This is a genomic window from Roseovarius litoreus (assembly GCF_900142765.1).
GTDB classification, from domain to species: domain Bacteria; phylum Pseudomonadota; class Alphaproteobacteria; order Rhodobacterales; family Rhodobacteraceae; genus Roseovarius; species Roseovarius litoreus.
Genome location: NZ_FRCB01000001.1, coordinates 831,924 through 851,939, shown reverse-complemented (window position 1 = coordinate 851,939; position 20,016 = coordinate 831,924). Strand labels below are relative to the sequence as shown.

The following is a 20,016-nucleotide window of genomic DNA, read 5'->3' as shown; positions in this document are numbered from 1 at the left end:
TGCAACGGGACCCAAGCGCGCAGATGTCCGATATTTCCCCCAGCGCCTTCAAATCCCGCAGTCGCGGGAACTGGATTCGCCTGCGCACGCTGATCCTGCTGCGCTGGTGGGCCATTGCTGGGCAGGTTACGGCGCTGATCGTGGCGCAGCAGCTGTATAACCTGAACCTGGAAATCGGGCTGTGCTATCTGGTGGTCGGGGTTGCCGTCATTTCGAACCTTGTGGCGTCCTTCGTCTATCCGGAAAACAAGCGTCTGTCCGAAACCGAAACCCTTCTGGTGGTTCTGTTCGACATGCTGCAACTGGGATTGATGCTGTATCTGACCGGCGGGCTGAACAATCCGTTCTCGATCCTGATCGTGGGGCCGGTAACGGTGTCGGCCTCGGCGCTGTCGTCAAGGTCCACGCTGTTTCTCGGGTTGATGGCGATCCTGATCGTGTCGATCCTGACCCAGTTCCATCTTCCCTTGCGCACCGAACAGGGCTTTATCCTGCGGATGCCGGATGTATTCCTCTTCGGCAACTGGGCGGCGATCGTGATTGCGATCGTCTTTCTTGGTGTCTATTCACGCTGGATCGTGTCCGAAATGGACGCCATGTCGAACGCGCTTCAGGCCACCCAGATGGCGCTCGCACGTGAGCAGAAGCTGACCGATCTGGGCGGTGTCGTCGCCGCCGCCGCACACGAGCTTGGCACGCCTCTGGCCACGATCAAGCTGACCAGCTCGGAACTGGCCCAAGAGCTGTCGGACAATGAAGAGCTGCGACAGGATGCCGTTCTCATCAGCGAACAGGCGGATCGCTGCCGCGATATCCTTCGGTCGATGGGCCGCGCCGGCAAGGACGATCTGCACCTGCGCAAGGCGCCCCTGACCGCCCTGATAGAAGAAGCCGCCGACCCGCATATGGATCGCGGAAAGACAATCCATTTCGAGCATGTCTCTTCGTCCGGGCCGCTCGACAGCCAGCCGACCATCCATCGCCGCCCCGAGGTGATCCATGGCCTTCGAAACCTGATCCAGAATGCCGTCGATTTCGCGCGCGGCAATGTCTGGATCGAAAGCCGCTGGTCCGAGACGCATATCAGCTTGCGGATCATGGATGACGGGCGCGGCTATCCGCAGCATGTTATGGCGCGGATCGGCGAGCCCTTCATGCGCCGCCGCGGCCCGGTCTCCGATCCGCGCCGCCCGGGCTATGAAGGCATGGGGCTTGGCCTGTTCATCGCCAAGACGCTGCTGGAACGCTCTGGGGCCGATCTGAGCTTTGCGAATGCCACGGACGCTCAGAAAGACGGAGCAGCCGGCCATCCGGACCGCACCGGCGCCGTGGTCGAGGTGACATGGCCGCGCCACAGGATGGAGGACGAAACCTCGGACAGCCGCCAACCCACCGGGGATAACCCGCCGATCCGCGCCTGACTTCGTTAACCACCGGTTAACCAATTCCCGCGCAGGCTGCGCTGGGGGTCTGGGGCAGATTGAAAGGCGCGTGATGACAGTTCCCGCTTTCGGGTGGTTTTTGCTTCCCATCGTCGCGGGCGCGACCGCACTTGGGATTCTGTGGATCTATGGCCTGTTGATCGGACGGCAGGACAGGCAGGCAAGATTGTCGCCGCCGCAAGATAAATCCGCACATTTCCTGTTCGAGAACGGCGCCCTCGTCGATCATGATCTGCCCGAACGCGTGCTTCCCCAGAACCTTTCGGATTGGTCATCGCTGCGCGACTGGTTCTGTGACAGGTTCCCCGAGTTTCCCACCGATATCGCCCTGGTGCCCGCAGACGATGGGCTGCTGCTCAAAAGCATGCTTCCCGGCGACCAGGCCGTGCTGCACATAGCCCCCATCGGTCCGGTCTGCCGCATTACTCTCAGCGATCCGACAGTGCCAAGCCCAGCCGAACGCCATGACAACCTGCGCCTCTCCGCTCGGCTCGAGAATTGGAACACCGCTCTGCGCCATGCGCCTTTCGGCTTGTCGATTTCATCGATGGATGGGCGCGTCATCTGGCAGAACCTGGCCTTTTCCAACCTCCCCGAGGACGAGCGCGCGCGGCTTCTCCCCGATCGGAAGATCGTGCCCGAATGCGAAGGCTCCCTGATCGACCGGATTTCGTTCAAGAACGCCGCCAGCGGGGCGACCCAGTGGTACGAAGTCAATTCCACCCGCGTCGGCGGCGACCTGTTCCATTATGTCACCGATATCACCAAGGTCATTCAGGCCGAGACCGTGCGCCGCGACTTCGTCCAGACGCTGACCAAGACCTTCGCCAATCTGACGACCGGGCTTGCCGTGTTCGACCGCCAGCAAAGGCTGGCCCTGTTCAATCCCGCCTTTGTCGATCTGACCGGGCTTTCGGCCGAATTTCTCAGCGCGCGCCCGGACCTGATCGGGGTTTTCGACAATCTGCGCGACAGACAGATCATGCCGGAGCCAAAGAACTACGCCAACTGGCGCACCCGGATCAGCGAGATCGTCGCCACCGCTTCCGACGGGCTCTATCAGGACACTTGGTCGCTGCCCTCGGGGCTGACCTACCGTGTCACGGGTCGACCGCATCCCGATGGCGCCGTGGCCTTTCTGTTCGAGGATATATCGGACGAGATCGCCCTGACCCGCCGGTTCCGTACACAGCTCAATCTGCGGCAGGCGGTACTGGATCAGTTGCCCGATGCCATCGCGGTGATTTCGCCCAACAAGCTGCTTTTGCTGTGCAACAAGCGCTGTTCCGATTTCCTCGGTATCGACCCGGACAGCAGCCTTGCAGAGCTTTCCGTGCCCGCTCTCATCGCGATCTGCCGCGAGCATATCCCCGACGATACCTTCTGGCCGCAGGCGGAAACCCTCCTGTCGGGCCATAGCCTGACCGAGCCTTTGGAAACCGTGCTTTACAGCCGCGCAGGCCATCCGATGCGGTGTCGCCTGTCTCCTCTCACTGGTGGGTCAGCCATGCTGAGCATGGCTGACTGCACGACCACAGTCATGATCGACACGTCATGTCAGGCCGCAGGCTGATGCCGCTTGCAGGACCGCGCCGGGCGTGTAGTGTCAGCCCATGTCTGACAGGGCCAAGACACTGCACTTCTCCGATCCCGACCAGACCTGCGCCCTTGCGCGGGCCATCGCTCCGCGTCTGGAACCGGGCGATGTTCTGCTGCTCTCGGGTCAGATCGGCGCCGGAAAATCGCATTTCGCGCGCTGCCTGATCCTGGCATCGCTCGACACGCCCGAGGACGTACCCTCGCCGACCTATACGCTGGTTCAATCCTATCCGGGACGTCGCGGCGAGATCTGGCATGCCGATCTCTACCGTCTCACCGATATCTCCGAAATCGAAGAGCTTGGCCTGATCGATGCATTTTCCGACGCGATCTGCCTTGTCGAATGGCCCGACCGTCTGGGCGATCTGGCCCCGGCATCGGCGCTTTGCCTGCATCTGGACGCGCCCGCGCCCGATGACACGCGAGTGCTCTCGCTGTCGTGGAGTGACCCGTCCTGGGATGCGAAACTGAAAGGTGTTCTCGATGTCTGACCGTGACGCTCTGATCCGGGGTTTCATCGACGCGACCGACTGGGCCGGTGCCACCGTCGCGCCCCTGGCCGGGGATGCGTCGAACCGGCGCTATCTGCGCCTCACACATCCCGACGGCGCGGCAACCGCCGTGCTGATGGACGCCCCGTCCGACCGGGGCGAGGATGTGCGCCCTTTCGTCTCCATCGCCGGCTATCTGACCTCCGTGGGTCTCAGCGCGCCCCGCATTCTGGCGCAGGATCACGGCGCGGGTCTCCTGCTGCTCGAGGATCTGGGCGATGATCTTTTCGCCAGCGTGATCCCAGCCGATCCATCGCTGGAAAACAGTCTCTATTCCTGCGCAACCGATCTTTTGGCCGATCTTCACAGCCACCCCGTGCCAAGCGGTCTTCAGTCCTATGCGCCGCCCTTGATGGCGGAGCTCGCCGCGCTGGCCTTCGACTGGTATCTGGCCAGCACGACCGGCCCCGACACCACCGCGCGAGGCCACTTTCACAGCGCCATGCTCGATGCGCTGACCCGTCACGCCGCGACCGCGGATGTGCTCGTGCAACGGGACTATCACGCCCAAAACCTGCTCTGGCTGCCGCAACGGCAGGGTCTGGCCCGCGTCGGTCTGCTGGATTTTCAGGACGCCATGCTGGGCCACCGGGCCTATGATCTGGTCTCGTTGCTACAGGATGCCCGCCGCGATGTGCCCCGCGCGATCGAGGACATCATGATCGACCGGTACATCGCCAGCACCGGACAGGACGAAAGCGCGTTCCGCACCGCCTATCACGTGCTTGGCGCTCAGCGAAACCTGCGCATTCTGGGGGTGTTCACCCGTCTCTGCGTGCGCGACGGAAAGGCGCATTACGTCGATCTGATCCCGCGTGTCTGGACGCATCTGATCCGCGATCTGTCCGATCCATCCCTGTCGGATCTGGCCGATATCACCCGCGCGCATCTGCCCGCGCCCGACGCCTCCATTCTCCACAAGGTGAAAGAGCAATGCGCGACCGTCCCCGCTCGGTAATGCTGTTCGCCGCCGGGTTCGGCACGCGGATGGGCGCACTGACCGCCGATCGCCCGAAACCGATGATCAAGGTGGCGGGCAAACCGCTGATCGATCACGCGCTGTCGCTTGTGCGCGCCCATGGCCCCGAACGCATCGTCGCCAACATTCATTACCGACCCGAGGCGCTGATCCGGCATCTTGGCGAGAGCGACGTGATCCTGTCGCACGAAACCCCCGACATCCTTGAAACCGGCGGCGGTCTGCGCGCCGCCTTGCCGCTTCTGGGCGACGGGCCGGTCTTTACAATGAACACCGATGCCGTCTGGCGCGGCGCCAACCCTCTGGATCAGCTTGCCGCGCTCTGGGATCCGACCCGCATGGATGCGCTGCTTCTGTGTATCCCGCGCGATCACGCCATCGGCCATACCGGCACGGGCGATTTCACGATCGACGGCGACGGAAGGGCGCAGCGCGGACCGGGCCTCGTGTATTCCGGGCTGCAGATCCTCAAGACCGATGGTCTGCAAGACATCGCTGAGACGGCTTTTTCCCTCAATCTTCTGTGGGACAGGATGCTGGCCGAAAATCGCCTGTTCGCAGCCGGCTACACCGGCGAATGGTGCGATGTGGGCCGTCCCGAGGGTATCGCGCAGGCCGAAAAGATGCTTGGATATCGGCATGTTTGATCCCACCGACCGCCCCCGTGTCTTTGGCGTGCCGCTTGGCGTGGATTTTCCCCGCGCTCTGGTCGATGGCCTGCTTGCCCGCCATGCCGGCCAGCCGCCCGAGGCGCTGGCCCGCGTGCAGGTGATCGTCAACACCCGGCGCATGGCGCGCCGCATCCGGGCGCTCTTCGATCAGGGTCCGGCGCTGTTGCTGCCACGGATCGAATTGCTCACCAATCTGGGCGAGCATTGGGATCTGGCGCATATCCCCGATCCCGTGCCGCCGCTCCGCCGTCGGCTCGAGCTGACACAGCTTGTCTCTTCGCTGCTGGACAGACAGCCCGACATCGCGCCGCGCTCCTCGCTTTATGCCTTGGCCGACAGCCTTGCATCGCTGATGGACGAAATGCATGGCGAAGGTGTCTCTCCGGATGCGATCGAGGGGCTGGATGTCACCGATCAATCCGGTCATTGGGATAGGATCACGGCCTTTTTGGGCATTGTCAGACACTATTTCGACGTTGGCACCGAGCATCCCGATGTCGAAACCCGCCAGCGTCTGGTGATCGAGCATGTGATCGAAACTTGGCAAGAAACGCCTCCCGATCACCCGATCATCATCGCCGGATCCACCGGATCGCGCGGCGCCACCCAGCTTCTGATGCAGGCGGTGTCCAAACTGCCGCAAGGCGCGGTCCTTCTTCCCGGCTTCGATTTCGACATGCCGGCGCATGTTTGGGGCGCGCTGGACGATGCGATGCTCTCCGAGGATCATCCGCAATACCGTTTCGCCGATCTGATGGGAAAGCTCGGCCTCTCACCCGCCGAGATCGCCCGCTGGACACCGGGCAGCCCCGCCTGTCCTGCCCGCAACCGGCTCTTGTCGCTGGCCTTGCGGCCCGCGCCTGTGACCGATCAATGGCTGCAGGATGGGCCTGGCCTCACCGATCTGGACCGCGCCACGCAGGATATCACCCTGCTCGAGGCGCCCTCCACCCGGTCCGAGGCGCTGGCCATCGCCATGCGCCTGCGTCAAGCCGCCGAAGATGGGCAGACCGCAGCGCTCATCACCCCCGACCGGACCGTGACCCGACAGGTCACCGCCGCACTGGATCGCTGGGGCATTATTCCCGATGACAGCGCCGGGATGCCGCTGCACCTGTCTCCGCCGGGCCGGTATCTGCGCCATGTGGGCGATCTGATGCGCGACACTCTGACAGCCGAGTTGCTGTTGACGTTGCTCAAGCACCCGCTCACCCATAGCGGCACCGATCGCGGGCCGCATCTGCGGCTCACCCGCGAGCTTGAACTCCATCTGCGCCGCAACGGTCCACCCTATCCCGATGCCGCCAGCCTGATCGCATGGGGCGAGGCTCAGAAAGACACCACCGCCGCGCCCTGGGCGCGCTGGATCAGTGACTGTTTCTGCGCAAAAGCAGTGAATGGCGACCTGCCCCTGTCCGAATTCGTCGAGCGGCATATCGATCTGGCCAATCGCATCGCCCAAGGCCCGGTCGATGGCGGCCCGCATGGGCTCTGGCGCAACGATGCCGGGCAAGAGGCGTGGAAATGCGTTTCTAATCTTGCCGAACATGCAAATCACGGCGGAGAGATCACCGCGGCCGACTATGGCACCCTCTTTCACGCCATCCTCTCGGGCGGCGAGGTCCGCAATCCCGATACGCCTCATCCCCAGATCCTGATCTGGGGCACGCTCGAAGCCCGTGTCCAAGGCGCCGATCTGCTCATTCTCGCCGGTCTCAACGAAGGCAGCTGGCCCGAAGCCCCCAAGCCCGATCCCTGGCTCAACCGCGCGCTGCGCAATCAGGCCGGGCTGTTGCTACCCGAGCGGCGCATCGGCCTGTCCGCCCATGATTTTCAGCAAGCCGCCAGCGCACCCGAAGTCTGGATGACCCGCTCGATTCGATCGGATGACGCCGAAACAGTGCCGTCTCGCTGGCTGAACCGCATCCGCAATCTTCTGGCCGGTCTCCCCGATCAAGGCGGCGCGCAGGCGCTCGAGGATATGAAGGCGCGCGGCGCGCATTGGCTCCGACTGGTCGCCAGCCTTGAAGAGCCCGGTTATGTGCCCGCCGAAAAGCGCCCCTCGCCCTGCCCGCCGTTGGCGGCACGTCCCCGCGAGTTTTCCGTGACGGAAATCAAGCGCCTGATCCGCGATCCCTATGCCATCTATGCGCGCCATGTCCTGCGGGTGCGGCCGCTTGATCCACTGATGAAAGTGCCGGACGCGCTGCTGCGCGGCACTGTCCTGCACGAGGTTCTGGACCGCTTCATCAAGGACAGCCAGCACGATGCGGCACTCTGCACCCGCGATCACCTGATGGCCGTAACCGAGTCTGTTCTTGCCCAAAACGTCCCTTGGGCCGAGGCTCGGGCCATCTGGCGAGCACGTATGGACCGTGTTGCCGACTGGTTCATCGACGGTGAGTTCGACCGCCGTCAGATCGCCCAACCTTGCGCACTGGAACAATCCGGCATCGCTACGCTCGATGATCTTGGTGTCACCCTCAAGGCCAAGGCCGACCGCATCGACATAGACGCCAGCGGCAGCCTTCACATCTACGACTACAAGACCGGCAAACCACCCAGCGCCAAGGAACAGAAATATTTCGACCGGCAGCTTTTGCTGGAAGCCGCAATCGCCGAACAAGCGGGCTTCGGTCAGCTCGCCCCGTCCCAGGTCGCGCGCGCCCAGTTCATCGGCCTGGGCAGCAAACCAGAGACTGTTTTGGCCCCATTGGACGAAGAACCCGTGCAAAAGGTCTGGATCGAATTCGAAGCCCTGATGCGCGCCTATCTCGAACCGGATCGCGGCTATACCGCCCGCCGCGCCGTGTTCAAGAAGGCCGACAAGGGCGATTACGATCAATTGGCCCGCTTCGGCGAATGGGACATCACCGATCCCCCCGACACGGCAGAGCTGCGCTGATGGCCCGCAACGAAGCCACCCAACGGCAAATCGACGCCGCGCGCCCCGATCGCTCCACCTGGCTGTCGGCAAATGCCGGGTCGGGCAAGACGCGCGTATTGACCGACCGTGTCGCGCGCCTGCTGCTCGAAGATGTCGATCCCCGGCACATCCTGTGCCTGACCTACACCAAGGCCGCCGCCAGCGAGATGCAGAACCGTCTGTTCAAGCGGCTTGGCCAATGGGCGATGCTGCCCGATGACCGCCTGTCTCGGGAATTGCAGGATCTGGGCCATGAGGGCCTGATCGACGCCGATACCCTGCGCAAGGCCCGCCGTCTCTTTGCCCGCGCGATCGAGGCTCCGGGCGGTCTGAAAATTCAGACGATCCACTCGTTCTGCGCCGGTCTTCTGCGCCGCTTCCCGCTCGAGGCTGGCATCAGCCCGCAGTTCACCGAGATGGAGGACCGCACCGCCTCGCTTCTGCGCTCCGAGATCACCGAAGCCATCGCGAGCGGCCCCGACGCCGCCACGCTTTATGCCTTCGCCCGGCATTATGGCGGCGAATCCCTTGACGATATCACTGCGGAAATCGTCCGGCACCGCACCCTGTTCGACACCCCGTGCAGCGATGACGCACTGGCCCAAGCCTTGGGACAGCCCGGCAGCCTGACGCTTGATGACATCACCGCACGCGTATTTCTGGGCAGCGAACAGGACCTCTTGGACCAACTGCTCCCGGCGCTTCGGGCCAGTGGCACCAATGACCAGAAAGCAGCACTGCGCCTTGCGTCCATCGACAGGCTGGATGCCTCTGCTCTGCCTGTTCTCGAATCCGTCTTTCTCTTTGGCGATAGCGCAAAAGAGCCGTTTTCCGCCAAGATAGGCTCTTTTCCAACCAAAGCAGGCCGCGCCCCCATCGATGCGATCATGCCCCAGATCGACCAATGGATGGCCCGCGTCGAAGAGGCGCGCGACGCCCGTCTCGCCCTCGCCACGATCCAGAAAACCCGCACGCTGCACGAATTTGCCCGCGTCTTTCTCACCGCCTATGACCGCGCCAAGGCCCTGCGCGGCTGGCTGGATTTCGACGATCTGATTCTGCGCGCGCGTCAATTGCTCACCGATCCCGCCGTCGCGGCCTGGGTTCTCTTCCGGCTGGATGGCGGTATCGATCATATTCTTGTGGACGAGGCACAGGATACCAGCCCCGTGCAATGGCAGGTGATCGAGCGCCTGGCGCAGGAATTCACCAGCGGTCAGGGCGCGCGCGCCGACGTGACGCGCACGATCTTCGTGGTGGGCGACAAGAAACAGTCGATCTATTCCTTCCAAGGCGCCGATCCGGGCGAATTCGACCGCATGAAGGACGATTTCGCCACCCGTCTGCGCGCCACCGGCCAGCCGCTTCAGGACATGGAGATGGAATATTCCTTCCGTTCCTCCAGCGCCATTCTGGACCTTGTCGATCATACCTTCGCCAATAGCCGTGATAGCGGTTTTACGCCGGAACAGGGTCACAAGGCGTTCAAATCCGATCTGCCCGGCCGGGTCGATCTGTGGCCGGTGATCGAAAAGCCCGATCAGGACGAGGATCCCGAATGGCACATGCCGGTGGATGTGAAGGCCGCCAACGATCCCGCCACGCTTCTCGCCCGTCAAATCGCCCGCACGATCCGCCGCATGGTGGATGACAAACAGCCCATTCCCGACAAGACCTCTCCCTCGGGCCTGCGACCGATCCGGCCCGGCGATATCCTGATCCTGGTGCAGCGCCGCTCGAGCCTGTTTCACGAGCTGATCCGCGAATGCAAGACACAAAACCTGCCCATTGCAGGGGCAGACCGGCTCAAGGTGGGGGCGGAACTGGCGGTCAAGGATCTTGCGGCGCTCCTGTCCTTTCTCGCCACGCCCGAGGATGACCTGTCGCTCGCCACCGCCCTGCGATCACCGCTCTTCGGCTGGTCCGAGGCGCAGCTTTTCGATCTCGCCCATAAGCGCACGCAGCACTATCTTTGGGCGGCGCTTCGCGACCGGGCATCGGATTTTCCCGAAACGATGGCCGTTTTGGACGATCTGCGCCGCAAGGCCGATTATCTGCGCCCCTATGATCTGATCGAACGCATCCTGACCCGCCACGACGGGCGCCGCAAACTGCTGGCTCGCCTTGGCGCCGAGGCCGAAGATGGCATCGACGCGCTTTTGATGCAGGCGATGGCCTATGAACAGCGCGCCGTGGACAGTCTGACCGGGTTTCTGGTCTGGATGGAAACCGACGATCTGGAAATCAAGCGCCAGATGGACAGCGCCGGAAACAGGATCCGGGTAATGACGGTGCATGGCGCCAAGGGGCTCGAAGCGCCCGTGGTCATCCTGCCCGATACCGCCAAGCGCGATATCCGCATCCGCGACCAGATCACGACCAGCAACGGAACCGCCTTCTGGCGCAGCGCAGGGGGCGAGGCGCCCGCCGCGATTGTGCGCGCCAGCGATGCCGCCCGCAACGCCGAGCGCGCGGAACGGGATCGCCTGCTCTATGTCGCCATGACCCGCGCCGAAACATGGCTGATCGTGGCCGCTGCCGGCGATCTGGGAAAGAATGGCGAGGCTTGGTATGAAAAGGTGCAGACCGGTCTGCAGGCGGCTGGCGCCACCGCTCATGATTTCGATCTGGGACAGGGCTTGCGGCTGGAACATGGCGATTGGGCCGGAACAGTCTCTGATCCGCCTCGGGACGCAACGCATTCCACCACGCCCCTGCCTGCGCATTTCCAACAGCCGGCGCCACCTCCGGTCCTGCCACCCGAAACCCTCAAGCCATCCGATCTGGGCGGCGACAAGGCGCTGCCGGACGAGCGCGGGCTCGATGAGGACGCCGCCAAGCGCCGCGGTCGGCAGATCCACCGTCTGCTCGAATTTTTGCCCACCGTGCCGCAATCCGACTGGCCAGAGACAGCCGGGAAGCTCTTGTCGAACGGCTCTGATGCGGCCGAAGGCGAGGAACTTCACCTGCTCCTGGCCGAGGCCGAAAAGGTGCTGACCAAACCGTCGCTTCAGTTTCTGTTCCAGCCCGATGCGCTATGCGAGGTGCCGGTCTCGGCCAGCCTCGATGCCCTGGGTGGCCGCCGCATTCACGGGATCATCGACCGGCTGCTGATCTCCCCCGACCGGGTGCTTGCCGTCGATTTCAAGACCAACGCCGGCGTTCCCGACACGGCCGAGCATGTGCCCTCGGCGCTTTTGCGACAGATGGGGGCCTATGCCAACGCCCTTGCCCTGATCTATCCCGACCGACCCGTAGAAACCGGTCTTCTCTGGACACGCAACGCCACGCTGACCCTGTTGCCGCACGATCTTGTGACAAAGGCGCTGCGTGACACGCCAACCGCTTGACGCTCCCCGTCACGCTCCATACGTTCTGGTCAAATCAATTCCTGTCAGGAGACATAAAATGGGCACCGTAGCCGTAACAGACGAGACATTCGACGCAGAAGTTAAGAACTCCGACATTCCCGTCGTGGTCGATTTCTGGGCCGAATGGTGTGGCCCGTGCAAGCAGATCGGCCCGGCCCTCGAAGAACTGTCCGAAGAAATGGGCGGCAAGGTCAAGATCGCCAAGATCGACGTTGACAGCAACCCGAACACGGCCGCCGCCATGGGCGTCCGCGGCATCCCGGCGCTGTTCATCTTCAAGAATGGCGAGGTGATCTCGAACCGCGCTGGCGCCGCCCCCAAGGCCGCGCTGCAAAACTGGATCGAAAGCAGCATCTGATCGGTGCTGTACAGTTGATGTTGAAGGGGCCGCGCTTGCGGCCCTTTTCTTTTGCCCCCGGACAGGTGACAAAAGGCCCATGATGCTCAGCAATTCCGATATCGCGGATCTGACCGCCTTGCGCCGCGATCTGCACCGCCACCCCGAGGTTTCGGGACATGAAGCGCAGACCGCCCGCCGTATTCTCACCGCTCTGGACGCGCAGGCACCCGATGACATCCTGACCGATCTTGGCGGGCATGGCATCGCCGCGATCTATCAGGGCACCGATCCCGGCCCAACCGTCCTCTTCCGCGCCGAACTGGATGCCCTCCCGATCCAAGAGCTTTCGGAAAGCCCCCACCGCTCCGCCTATCCCGGCACCGGGCATCTGTGCGGTCATGACGGGCATATGACGATCCTCATGGGCCTCGCGCGCCTTCTGTCCCGCCAGCGTCCCGCGCGCGGTCGCGTCGTGCTGTTGTTCCAGCCTGCCGAAGAAACCGGCGCCGGGGCGCAAGCGGTGATCGCGGACCCGCAATTCGACACTGTTTCACCTGATTTCGCCTTTTCCCTGCATAACATGCCGGGCCTGCCCCTGGGCCATGTCGGGCTAGCCGAAGGGCCGGTGAACTGCGCCTCGCGTGGGCTGTTGGCCCGGCTCACGGGCAAGACCGCCCATGCCTCCGAGCCCGAGAACGGCACCTCCCCGATGGCGGCCCTGTGCACCCTGATGCCTGCGCTGACCGCCCTCGGCCATGGCACCACGCAGGACGCCGATTTCGCGCTGGTGACCGTGACCCATGCCAATTTGGGCGCCGCCGCCTTCGGGATCGCACCGGGCGAGGCCACGATCATGGCGACGCTGCGCACCCTCACAGATGACCGAATGGACGCGCTTTGCAGCACCGCGCTCGATCTGCTGCACCACACCGCCACGCAGCACGGCCTGACCGCCGATCACGGCTTTCAAGACATTTTCCTGCATTCCGAAAACCACCCCGAGGCGACGGCCCATATCCGCAAGGCGCTCGATGCACTCGGCATGTCGCATGACGGATCGGGCCTGCCGATGCGCGCCTCCGAGGATTTCGGGCGCTTCTGCCACTCCGCGAAAGCCGCCATGCTGTTTCTGGGCGCAGGCGCGGATCATGCGGCTCTGCATAACCCCGATTACGACTTTCCCGACGATCTGATCCCGATCGGCACCCGCATCTTCGCCCGGATCGCCCGCGATCTGCTGGGCTGATGCGCCCCTTGCACCCTGTCCACCGCCCTTCCATATAGGCGGAAACCCAACGGAGGCCCCATGCGCAAAGAATTTCCCGGCTGGCACGGCACAACCATCATCGGCGTGAAAAAGGCCGGAACCGTCGTGGTGGCCGGTGACGGACAGGTCAGCCTTGGCGACACCGTCATCAAGGGCAGCGCCCGCAAGGTGCGCCGCCTGTCCCCCGGTGGTTATGACGTGGTTGCGGGCTTTGCCGGCTCGACCGCCGATGCCTTCACCCTGCTCGAACGTCTCGAATCCAAGCTCGAAGCAACCCCCGGACAGCTGCAGCGCGCCTGCGTCGCCCTGGCCAAGGACTGGCGCACCGACAAATACCTCCAGAAACTCGAAGCCATGCTGATCGTCACCGATGGCGATCAGATCTATGTCATCACCGGCGCCGGCGACGTGCTCGAGCCTGAACATGATGTCACCGCGATCGGCTCGGGCGGCAATTACGCCTTGGCCGCTGCGCGCGGCATGATGGACAGCGACCGCAGCGCCGAACAGATAGCCCGCGACGCCATGGCCATCGCCGCCGATATCTGTGTCTATACCAACGGCAACCTGACCGTAGAAAGCATTTCCAAATGACCGACCTGACCCCGCGCGAGATCGTCTCGGAACTCGACCGTTTCATCATCGGCCAAAAGGACGCCAAGCGCGCCACCGCCGTGGCCCTGCGCAACCGCTGGCGCCGCAAGCAGCTGGCCGACGATCTGCGCGACGAGGTGTATCCCAAGAACATTCTGATGATCGGCCCCACCGGCGTCGGCAAGACCGAGATTTCCCGCCGTCTGGCCAAACTCGCCCGCGCGCCCTTCATCAAGGTCGAAGCGACCAAGTTCACCGAAGTCGGCTATGTCGGCCGCGATGTCGAACAGATCATCCGCGATCTGGTGGACAGCGCCATCGCCCAGACCCGCGACTACATGCGCGAGGACGTCAAATCCAAGGCCCATCAACAGGCCGAAGACCGGGTGATCGCCGCCATCGCCGGCGAAGACGCCCGCGAGTCCACGCGCGAGATGTTTCGCAAGAAACTGCGCGACGGCCTGCTGGACGATACCGTGATCGAACTGGATGTCGCCGATCAATCGAACCCCTTGGGGATGATGGACATTCCCGGTCAGCCCGGCAGCCAGATGGGGATGATGAATCTCGGCGATATCTTCGGAAAGGCGTTCGGCGGGCGCACCGTGCGCAAGAAGATGACTGTCTCCGAAAGCTACGAGGCGCTCATCAGCGAAGAGGCCGACAAGCTGCTGGATGACGACACTGTCCACAAGACAGCACTCGAAGCGGTTGAACAGAACGGCATCGTCTTTCTGGACGAGATCGACAAGGTCTGCGCTCGCTCCGATGCGCGCGGCGGCGATGTCAGCCGCGAAGGCGTGCAGCGCGATCTGCTGCCCCTGATCGAAGGCACGACCGTGTCCACCAAATACGGCCCGGTCAAGACTGACCATATCCTGTTCATCGCCTCGGGCGCCTTCCATATCGCCAAACCCTCGGATCTGCTCCCCGAGCTTCAGGGCCGCCTTCCCATCCGGGTCGAGTTGCGCGCCCTCACCGAAGAGGATTTCGTGCGCATCCTGACCGAGACCGACAATGCCCTGACCCGGCAATATACCGCGCTCATGGGAACCGAGGATGTCACCGTGACGTTTACCGAAGATGGCATCGCGGCGCTGGCCAAAATCGCAGCCGAGGTCAATCAATCGGTCGAGAATATCGGCGCGCGGCGGCTTTACACCGTGATGGAGCGGGTGTTCGAAGACCTCAGCTTCACCGCCCCCGACCGTGCCGGCGATACCGTGACCGTGGATGCTGCCTTCGTCGACGCCAATCTGGGTGAGCTTATGAAATCCGCCGATCTGTCGCGCTATGTGCTCTGAGGTATCGACGCGATCCGCCCAAAGTGACGCTGCAACCCCCTAAGCTGTCGCAAAATTCCCTCAATTCCGGTCTGCATGGCGGCATAATCGCCGCGAACGCAAGGCGCCGCGATCTTCGGGCGCTGCTTTCGGGTCTTCGGCATGCAGGAAGCAGGGTGCGATGCGAGAACGAAATGGATTGGATGCGGCGGACATCCGCATTCTGACCGCTGTTCAGAAATACGGCCAGCTGAGCAAGACCAAGCTGGCCGAACTCGTGAACCTGTCTCCCACCCCGTGCTGGGCGCGCCTGACCCGGCTGCGCGCAGCCGGATATATCAGCGGCTATCACGCCGATATCGCGCTTGATCGCGTGGTGGATACGACCCGCGTCGTGGTGACGGTCTCGCTCACGCACCACCGCAAAACCGATTTCGACCGGTTCGAAAATCATATCGCGGGCATTGATGCGATCATCAACTGTGTCGCGACAGGCGGCGGGATCGACTATATCATGACCGTTGTCACCCCCAGCCTGAGCACCTTTCAGGATGTGATGGAGGATCTTCTGTCTGCCGATCTGGGCATCGATCGGTACATGACCTATTTCGCCACCCGCCTCATCAAGGCCGAGCAACCCAACCTCGCCAAACTGGTCGCGCATACCGCCCGATAAGGCGTCAAGTCCATTTGGTCGCCAACAGGCCGAATCCCGGCCTGATCGGTCTGCAAAGCCCGCGTTTTCAGGCCACGCTTACACCCCGAAACAGGATACGCCCTGCTCATCAGCAACGCCGCTCCGGGCAGCAATCCGGCGCAGAACAGGGTGAACGACATGATGCAACCACATGACTTCGGCTTTGGAACCCAGATCCGCAAATCCCCCTATTTCGATGCGACCGTCCGCTGGGGTGCGACGGGCTTCTCGGTCTACAACCACATGTATATCCCGCGAGATTTCGGCGATCCGGAACAGAACTTCTGGAACCTCGTGAACTGCGCGATCCTGTGCGATGTCGCCGTCGAACGTCAGGTCGAGATCACCGGCCCCGACGCCGCGAAATTCGTTCAGATGCTCACCCCCCGCGACCTGTCCAACATGGCCGTGGGTCAGTGCAAATACGTGCTCATCACCAATGCCGAAGGCGGCATCCTCAACGATCCGATCCTCCTGCGGCTCGATGAAAACCACTTCTGGCTCTCGCTCGCCGACAGCGACATTCTGCTCTGGGCGCAGGGCGTCGCCGTGCATTCCGGCCTCGATGTCTCGATCTGCGAGCCGGACGTGTCTCCGCTGCAGTTGCAAGGCCCCAAATCCGGCGAGATCATGCGCGCCCTCTTCGGCGACGAGATCATGGACCTGCGCTATTACTGGCTCCGCGAGATGGAGCTGGACGGCATCCCCCTCATCGTCTCGCGCACCGGCTGGTCCAGCGAGTTGGGCTACGAGATCTACCTGCGCGACGGCACCAAGGGCGACGCCCTGTGGGAACGCATCATGGCCGCCGGCATGCCTTTTGGGCTGAAACCGGGTCACACATCCAGCATCCGGCGCATCGAGGGCGGCATGCTCTCCTATCACGCCGATGCCGACATCCACACCAACCCGTTCGAACTGGGCCTCGACCGGCTCGTGAACCTGGATATGGAGGCTGACTTCATCGGCAAATTCGCCCTCCAGCGCATCCGCGACAACGGGATCACCCGCAAGCAGATCGGCCTTGTCATCGACGGACCGAAACTGGCCGGCCCCAATACGACCTTCTGGCCGATCAACCATGACGGCGCCTGCGTGGGCAAGGTCACCTCGGCGATCTACTCGCCCCGGCTTGGCAAGAACATCGCGCTGGCCATGGTCTCGGTCGACTGCGCCGAACTTGGCACCCAGCTCGAAGTGGTGACCCATTCCGGCGAAACCAACGCCACCGTGGTGGAACGTCCGTTCTTCGATCCGCGCAAGCAACTGGCCGCCGCCGCGTCGCCGCTGACCACCCAAGCCACCGCATAAAAGGCCCGCATATGTCCGACCTCGCGATCGAGCTGCATTGGCAGCGCGCCGAACCTGCCTTGCAGACCGGCAAATACTCAAACGCGCACACCGTGCTCTATAATACCAACCACGAGGTCCAGGTGGACGCCGCCCCCGATTGGGGCGGCGATCCCGACCATACCAACCCCGAACAGGCGCTGGCCGCCGCCCTGTCCAGCTGTCACATGATGACTTTCCTTGCGCTCTGCGCCAAGGCCGGTTGGCCCGTGGCCAGCTATCACGACTATGCCGAGGCGCATCTTGGCAAGAACCCACAGGGACAGATGTCCGTCACCCGGATCGACCTGAACCCGGTGGTGCGCTTCGACACGGGCTTTGCCATCGACCCAGACGAATTGGCCCAGATGCAGCACCGCGCCCACCGCTATTGCTTCATCGCCAACACGCTGGCTGACAGCGTCGAAATCAACGTCCGCTAAGTCCCGCAACACCGCCTCCAAAGGAAACCACATGCTTCTCTCCGATCTCGACGCAGATGGCATCCTGCGCCTCACGCTGGACGATCCCTCGCGCCGCAATGCCCTGTCCGAGGCGATGATGACCCGGCTCACCGACGCTTTCACCGACGCAGGACAAAACCCTGCCGTGCGCGTCATCATCCTTGCCGCGAATGGCCCCGCCTTCTGTGCCGGTCACGATCTCAAGGAAATGACCGCCGGTCGCGCCGGTCCCGACGGGGGCCGCGCCTATTTCACCAAGGTGATGGCCCAGTGCTCTGGCATGATGCAGACCATCGTCAATTGCCCGAAACCCGTGATCGCCGAGGTCACGGGCATCGCCACCGCCGCAGGCTGTCAGCTGGTGGCAAGCTGCGATCTGGCCATCGCCGCCGATACCGCCCGCTTCAGCACGCCGGGTGTCCATATCGGGCTCTTCTGCTCCACGCCGATGGTGGCGCTGTCGCGCAATGTCTCCAACAAGCACGCAATGGAAATGCTGCTGACCGGTGACATGACCCCGGCCTCCCGCGCCGCCGAAATGGGCCTCGTCAATCATGCCGTCCCCGAAGATGCGCTTCGCGCAGCCACGCTCGACATGGCCCGCAAGATCGCCTCGAAATCCAGTATGACACTGGCCACCGGCAAACGCGCCTTCTATGCCCAGCGCGAGATGCCTCTGGCCGAGGCTTATGACTATGCCTCTCAGGTGATGGTTGATAACATGCTGGCCGATGACGCCCGCGAAGGCATCAATGCCTTCATCGAAAAGCGCGCGCCGCAATGGCAGGATCAATAAGCACCATGGGCACCAATCCCTATAACACCGGCCTCGATCGAACCCCGGCGAATTACCAGCCGCTGACGCCGCTCACCTTTCTGGAACGCGCCGCCGCCGTGTTTCCCGATCACACCGCGATCCTGCATGGTGACCTGCGGCGCAGCTATGCCGCCTTCTATGCCCGCTCGCGCAGGCTGGCATCGGCTCTGGCCCAGCGCGGCATCGGTCGGGGCGACACCGTGTCGGCGCTTCTGGCCAACACGCCCGCGATGCTCGAATGTCATTACGGCGTGCCGATGTGCGGCGCTGTGCTGCACTCGATCAACACGCGGCTCGATGCGGCGATCATCGCCTTCCAGCTCGATCATGCGATGGCGAAAATCTTGATCGTCGACCGCGAATTCGCGCCCCTGATGCAAGACGCGCTCGCCCTTGCCAGCGTGACACCCCCGGTCATCCTCTATGACGATCCCGAATATGACGGGCCAGGCAGCATGGCCGGCGCCGAAGAGTACGAGGCGTTTCTCGCCACCGGCGATCCCGACTTCGCGTGGCTCATGCCCGAGGATGAATGGGACGCGATCTCGATCAATTACACCTCCGGCACCACCGGCGATCCCAAGGGCGTCGTCTCGCATCATCGCGGCGCCTATCTTCTGGCTCAGGGCAATGCGCTGACCACCTCAATGGCCAAACACAGTGTCTATCTCTGGACCTTGCCGATGTTCCATTGCAACGGCTGGTCCTTTCCCTGGACCCTGTCCGCCATCATCGGCACCCATGTCTGTCTCCGACAGGTCCGGGCCGAACCGATCTGGCGCGCTTTGGCCGAAGATGGCGTGACCCATCTGTGCGGCGCGCCCATCGTGATGTCGCTCATCAACTCCGCCGATGACAGCGTGAAGCGCCCGCTGGATCGCCGCGTGCAATTCTTCACCGCCGCCGCCCCGCCCCCCGAATCGCTTCTGGCCGAAATGGATGCGGCGGGCTTCGATGTCACCCATCTCTACGGGCTGACCGAAACCTATGGTCCCGCCGTGGTCAATGAATGGCATGCCGACTGGTCATCGCTGCCCGGCCCGCAAAAGGCCGCGCTCAAGGCCCGTCAGGGTGTGCGCTATCTCCCGCTCGAAGGGCTGGATGTGCTCGATCCCGACACGATGCGCCCCGTGCCGCGCGATGGCGTGACCATGGGCGAGGTGATGTTTCGCGGCAATGTCGTCATGAAGGGCTATTTCCGCAGCCCCGAGGCCACGCAAAAGGCCCTTGCTGGCGGCTGGTTCCATTCCGGCGATCTGGGTGTCGTCCATCCCGATGGTTATATCCAGCTCAAGGACCGCTCCAAGGACATCATCATCTCCGGCGGCGAGAATATCTCGTCGATCGAAGTGGAAGAGGCGCTCTACCGTCACCCCGCCGTCGCGGTCGCCGCCGTCGTCGCGATGCCACATGACAAATGGGGCGAGACACCTTGCGCCTTCGTGCAGCTGTCCTCGGGCCATGATGCCGACGAAGCCAGCCTTCGCGCCTGGTGCCGCGATCATCTGGCCCCCTACAAGGTGCCGGGCCGCATCGTCTTCGCCGAGATCCCCAGAACCTCGACCGGCAAGATCCAGAAATTCGTCCTTCGCGATCAGGCCCGCGCTCTGGCAGGCTGACGCGCCCTCGGATCGGGTCTTTCGCAACACCGCACCGCGCGCCCTGTTAACCGCGCGTGGTGCGGTG

General features: G+C 63.3%; 16 protein-coding genes. All 16 read left to right on the top strand.

What is annotated here, in order from left to right; genetic code table 11:
- Positions 1-23: 23 nt before the first annotated feature.
- The 16 genes from regB to F3H35_RS04035 all read left to right on the top strand — a co-directional run bounded on the left by regB (position 24) and on the right by F3H35_RS04035 (position 19,949).
- Positions 24-1,421 (top strand): sensor histidine kinase RegB, encoded by a 1,398-nt coding sequence (gene regB, locus F3H35_RS04110; protein ID WP_149778340.1) that lies wholly within the window; start codon positions 24-26, stop codon positions 1,419-1,421.
- A gap of 73 nt (positions 1,422-1,494) precedes the next feature.
- Positions 1,495-3,015 carry a PAS-domain containing protein gene (locus F3H35_RS04105; protein ID WP_223228301.1) on the top strand — a complete coding sequence of 507 codons (1,521 nt, stop codon included), beginning with the start codon at positions 1,495-1,497 and terminating at the stop codon, positions 3,013-3,015.
- Positions 3,016-3,055: 40 nt separating this feature from the next.
- Positions 3,056-3,532, top strand: coding sequence for a tRNA (adenosine(37)-N6)-threonylcarbamoyltransferase complex ATPase subunit type 1 TsaE (gene tsaE / locus F3H35_RS04100; RefSeq protein WP_149778339.1), 477 nt, complete (start codon positions 3,056-3,058; stop codon positions 3,530-3,532).
- Entirely contained in the window at positions 3,525-4,550 is a 1,026-nt protein-coding gene (locus F3H35_RS04095) for an aminoglycoside phosphotransferase family protein (protein WP_149778338.1), read from the top strand. The genes tsaE and F3H35_RS04095 overlap by 8 nt, the downstream gene beginning before the upstream one ends.
- Positions 4,526-5,218, top strand: a complete 693-nt coding sequence (locus F3H35_RS04090) for a nucleotidyltransferase family protein (protein WP_149778337.1) — start codon at positions 4,526-4,528, stop codon at positions 5,216-5,218. The genes F3H35_RS04095 and F3H35_RS04090 overlap by 25 nt, the downstream gene beginning before the upstream one ends.
- On the top strand, positions 5,211-8,147 hold the full coding sequence (gene addB / locus F3H35_RS04085) for a double-strand break repair protein AddB (RefSeq protein ID WP_149778336.1): 2,937 nt from the start codon (positions 5,211-5,213) through the stop codon (positions 8,145-8,147). Before F3H35_RS04090 ends, addB begins: the two co-directional genes overlap by 8 nt.
- Positions 8,147-11,518 carry a double-strand break repair helicase AddA gene (gene addA / locus F3H35_RS04080; protein ID WP_223228300.1) on the top strand — a complete coding sequence of 1,124 codons (3,372 nt, stop codon included), beginning with the start codon at positions 8,147-8,149 and terminating at the stop codon, positions 11,516-11,518. Before addB ends, addA begins: the two co-directional genes overlap by 1 nt.
- A gap of 58 nt (positions 11,519-11,576) precedes the next feature.
- Positions 11,577-11,897 carry a thioredoxin gene (gene trxA / locus F3H35_RS04075; RefSeq protein ID WP_007811771.1) on the top strand — a complete coding sequence of 107 codons (321 nt, stop codon included), beginning with the start codon at positions 11,577-11,579 and terminating at the stop codon, positions 11,895-11,897.
- A gap of 79 nt (positions 11,898-11,976) precedes the next feature.
- Entirely contained in the window at positions 11,977-13,125 is a 1,149-nt protein-coding gene (locus F3H35_RS04070) for an amidohydrolase (protein WP_149778335.1), read from the top strand.
- A gap of 60 nt (positions 13,126-13,185) precedes the next feature.
- Complete coding sequence (gene hslV / locus F3H35_RS04065) at positions 13,186-13,740, top strand: ATP-dependent protease subunit HslV (RefSeq protein WP_149778334.1); 555 nt, start codon at positions 13,186-13,188, stop codon at positions 13,738-13,740.
- The gene (gene hslU / locus F3H35_RS04060) at positions 13,737-15,044 is read left to right on the top strand and encodes an ATP-dependent protease ATPase subunit HslU (RefSeq protein WP_149778333.1); all 1,308 of its coding nucleotides are present in this window, start codon (positions 13,737-13,739) and stop codon (positions 15,042-15,044) included. Before hslV ends, hslU begins: the two co-directional genes overlap by 4 nt.
- A gap of 160 nt (positions 15,045-15,204) precedes the next feature.
- Entirely contained in the window at positions 15,205-15,699 is a 495-nt protein-coding gene (locus F3H35_RS04055) for an Lrp/AsnC family transcriptional regulator (protein ID WP_149778332.1), read from the top strand.
- 159 nt (positions 15,700-15,858) lie between these two features.
- On the top strand, positions 15,859-17,031 hold the full coding sequence (locus F3H35_RS04050) for a glycine cleavage T C-terminal barrel domain-containing protein (RefSeq protein WP_149778331.1): 1,173 nt from the start codon (positions 15,859-15,861) through the stop codon (positions 17,029-17,031).
- A gap of 11 nt (positions 17,032-17,042) precedes the next feature.
- Positions 17,043-17,492, top strand: a complete 450-nt coding sequence (locus F3H35_RS04045) for an OsmC family protein (protein WP_149778330.1) — start codon at positions 17,043-17,045, stop codon at positions 17,490-17,492.
- On the top strand, positions 17,464-18,309 hold the full coding sequence (locus F3H35_RS04040; RefSeq protein ID WP_223228305.1) for an enoyl-CoA hydratase: 846 nt from the start codon (positions 17,464-17,466) through the stop codon (positions 18,307-18,309). The genes F3H35_RS04045 and F3H35_RS04040 overlap by 29 nt, the downstream gene beginning before the upstream one ends.
- A gap of 5 nt (positions 18,310-18,314) precedes the next feature.
- The gene (locus F3H35_RS04035) at positions 18,315-19,949 is read left to right on the top strand and encodes an acyl-CoA synthetase (protein WP_149778328.1); all 1,635 of its coding nucleotides are present in this window, start codon (positions 18,315-18,317) and stop codon (positions 19,947-19,949) included.
- The last annotated feature ends 67 nt before the right edge of the window (positions 19,950-20,016 follow it).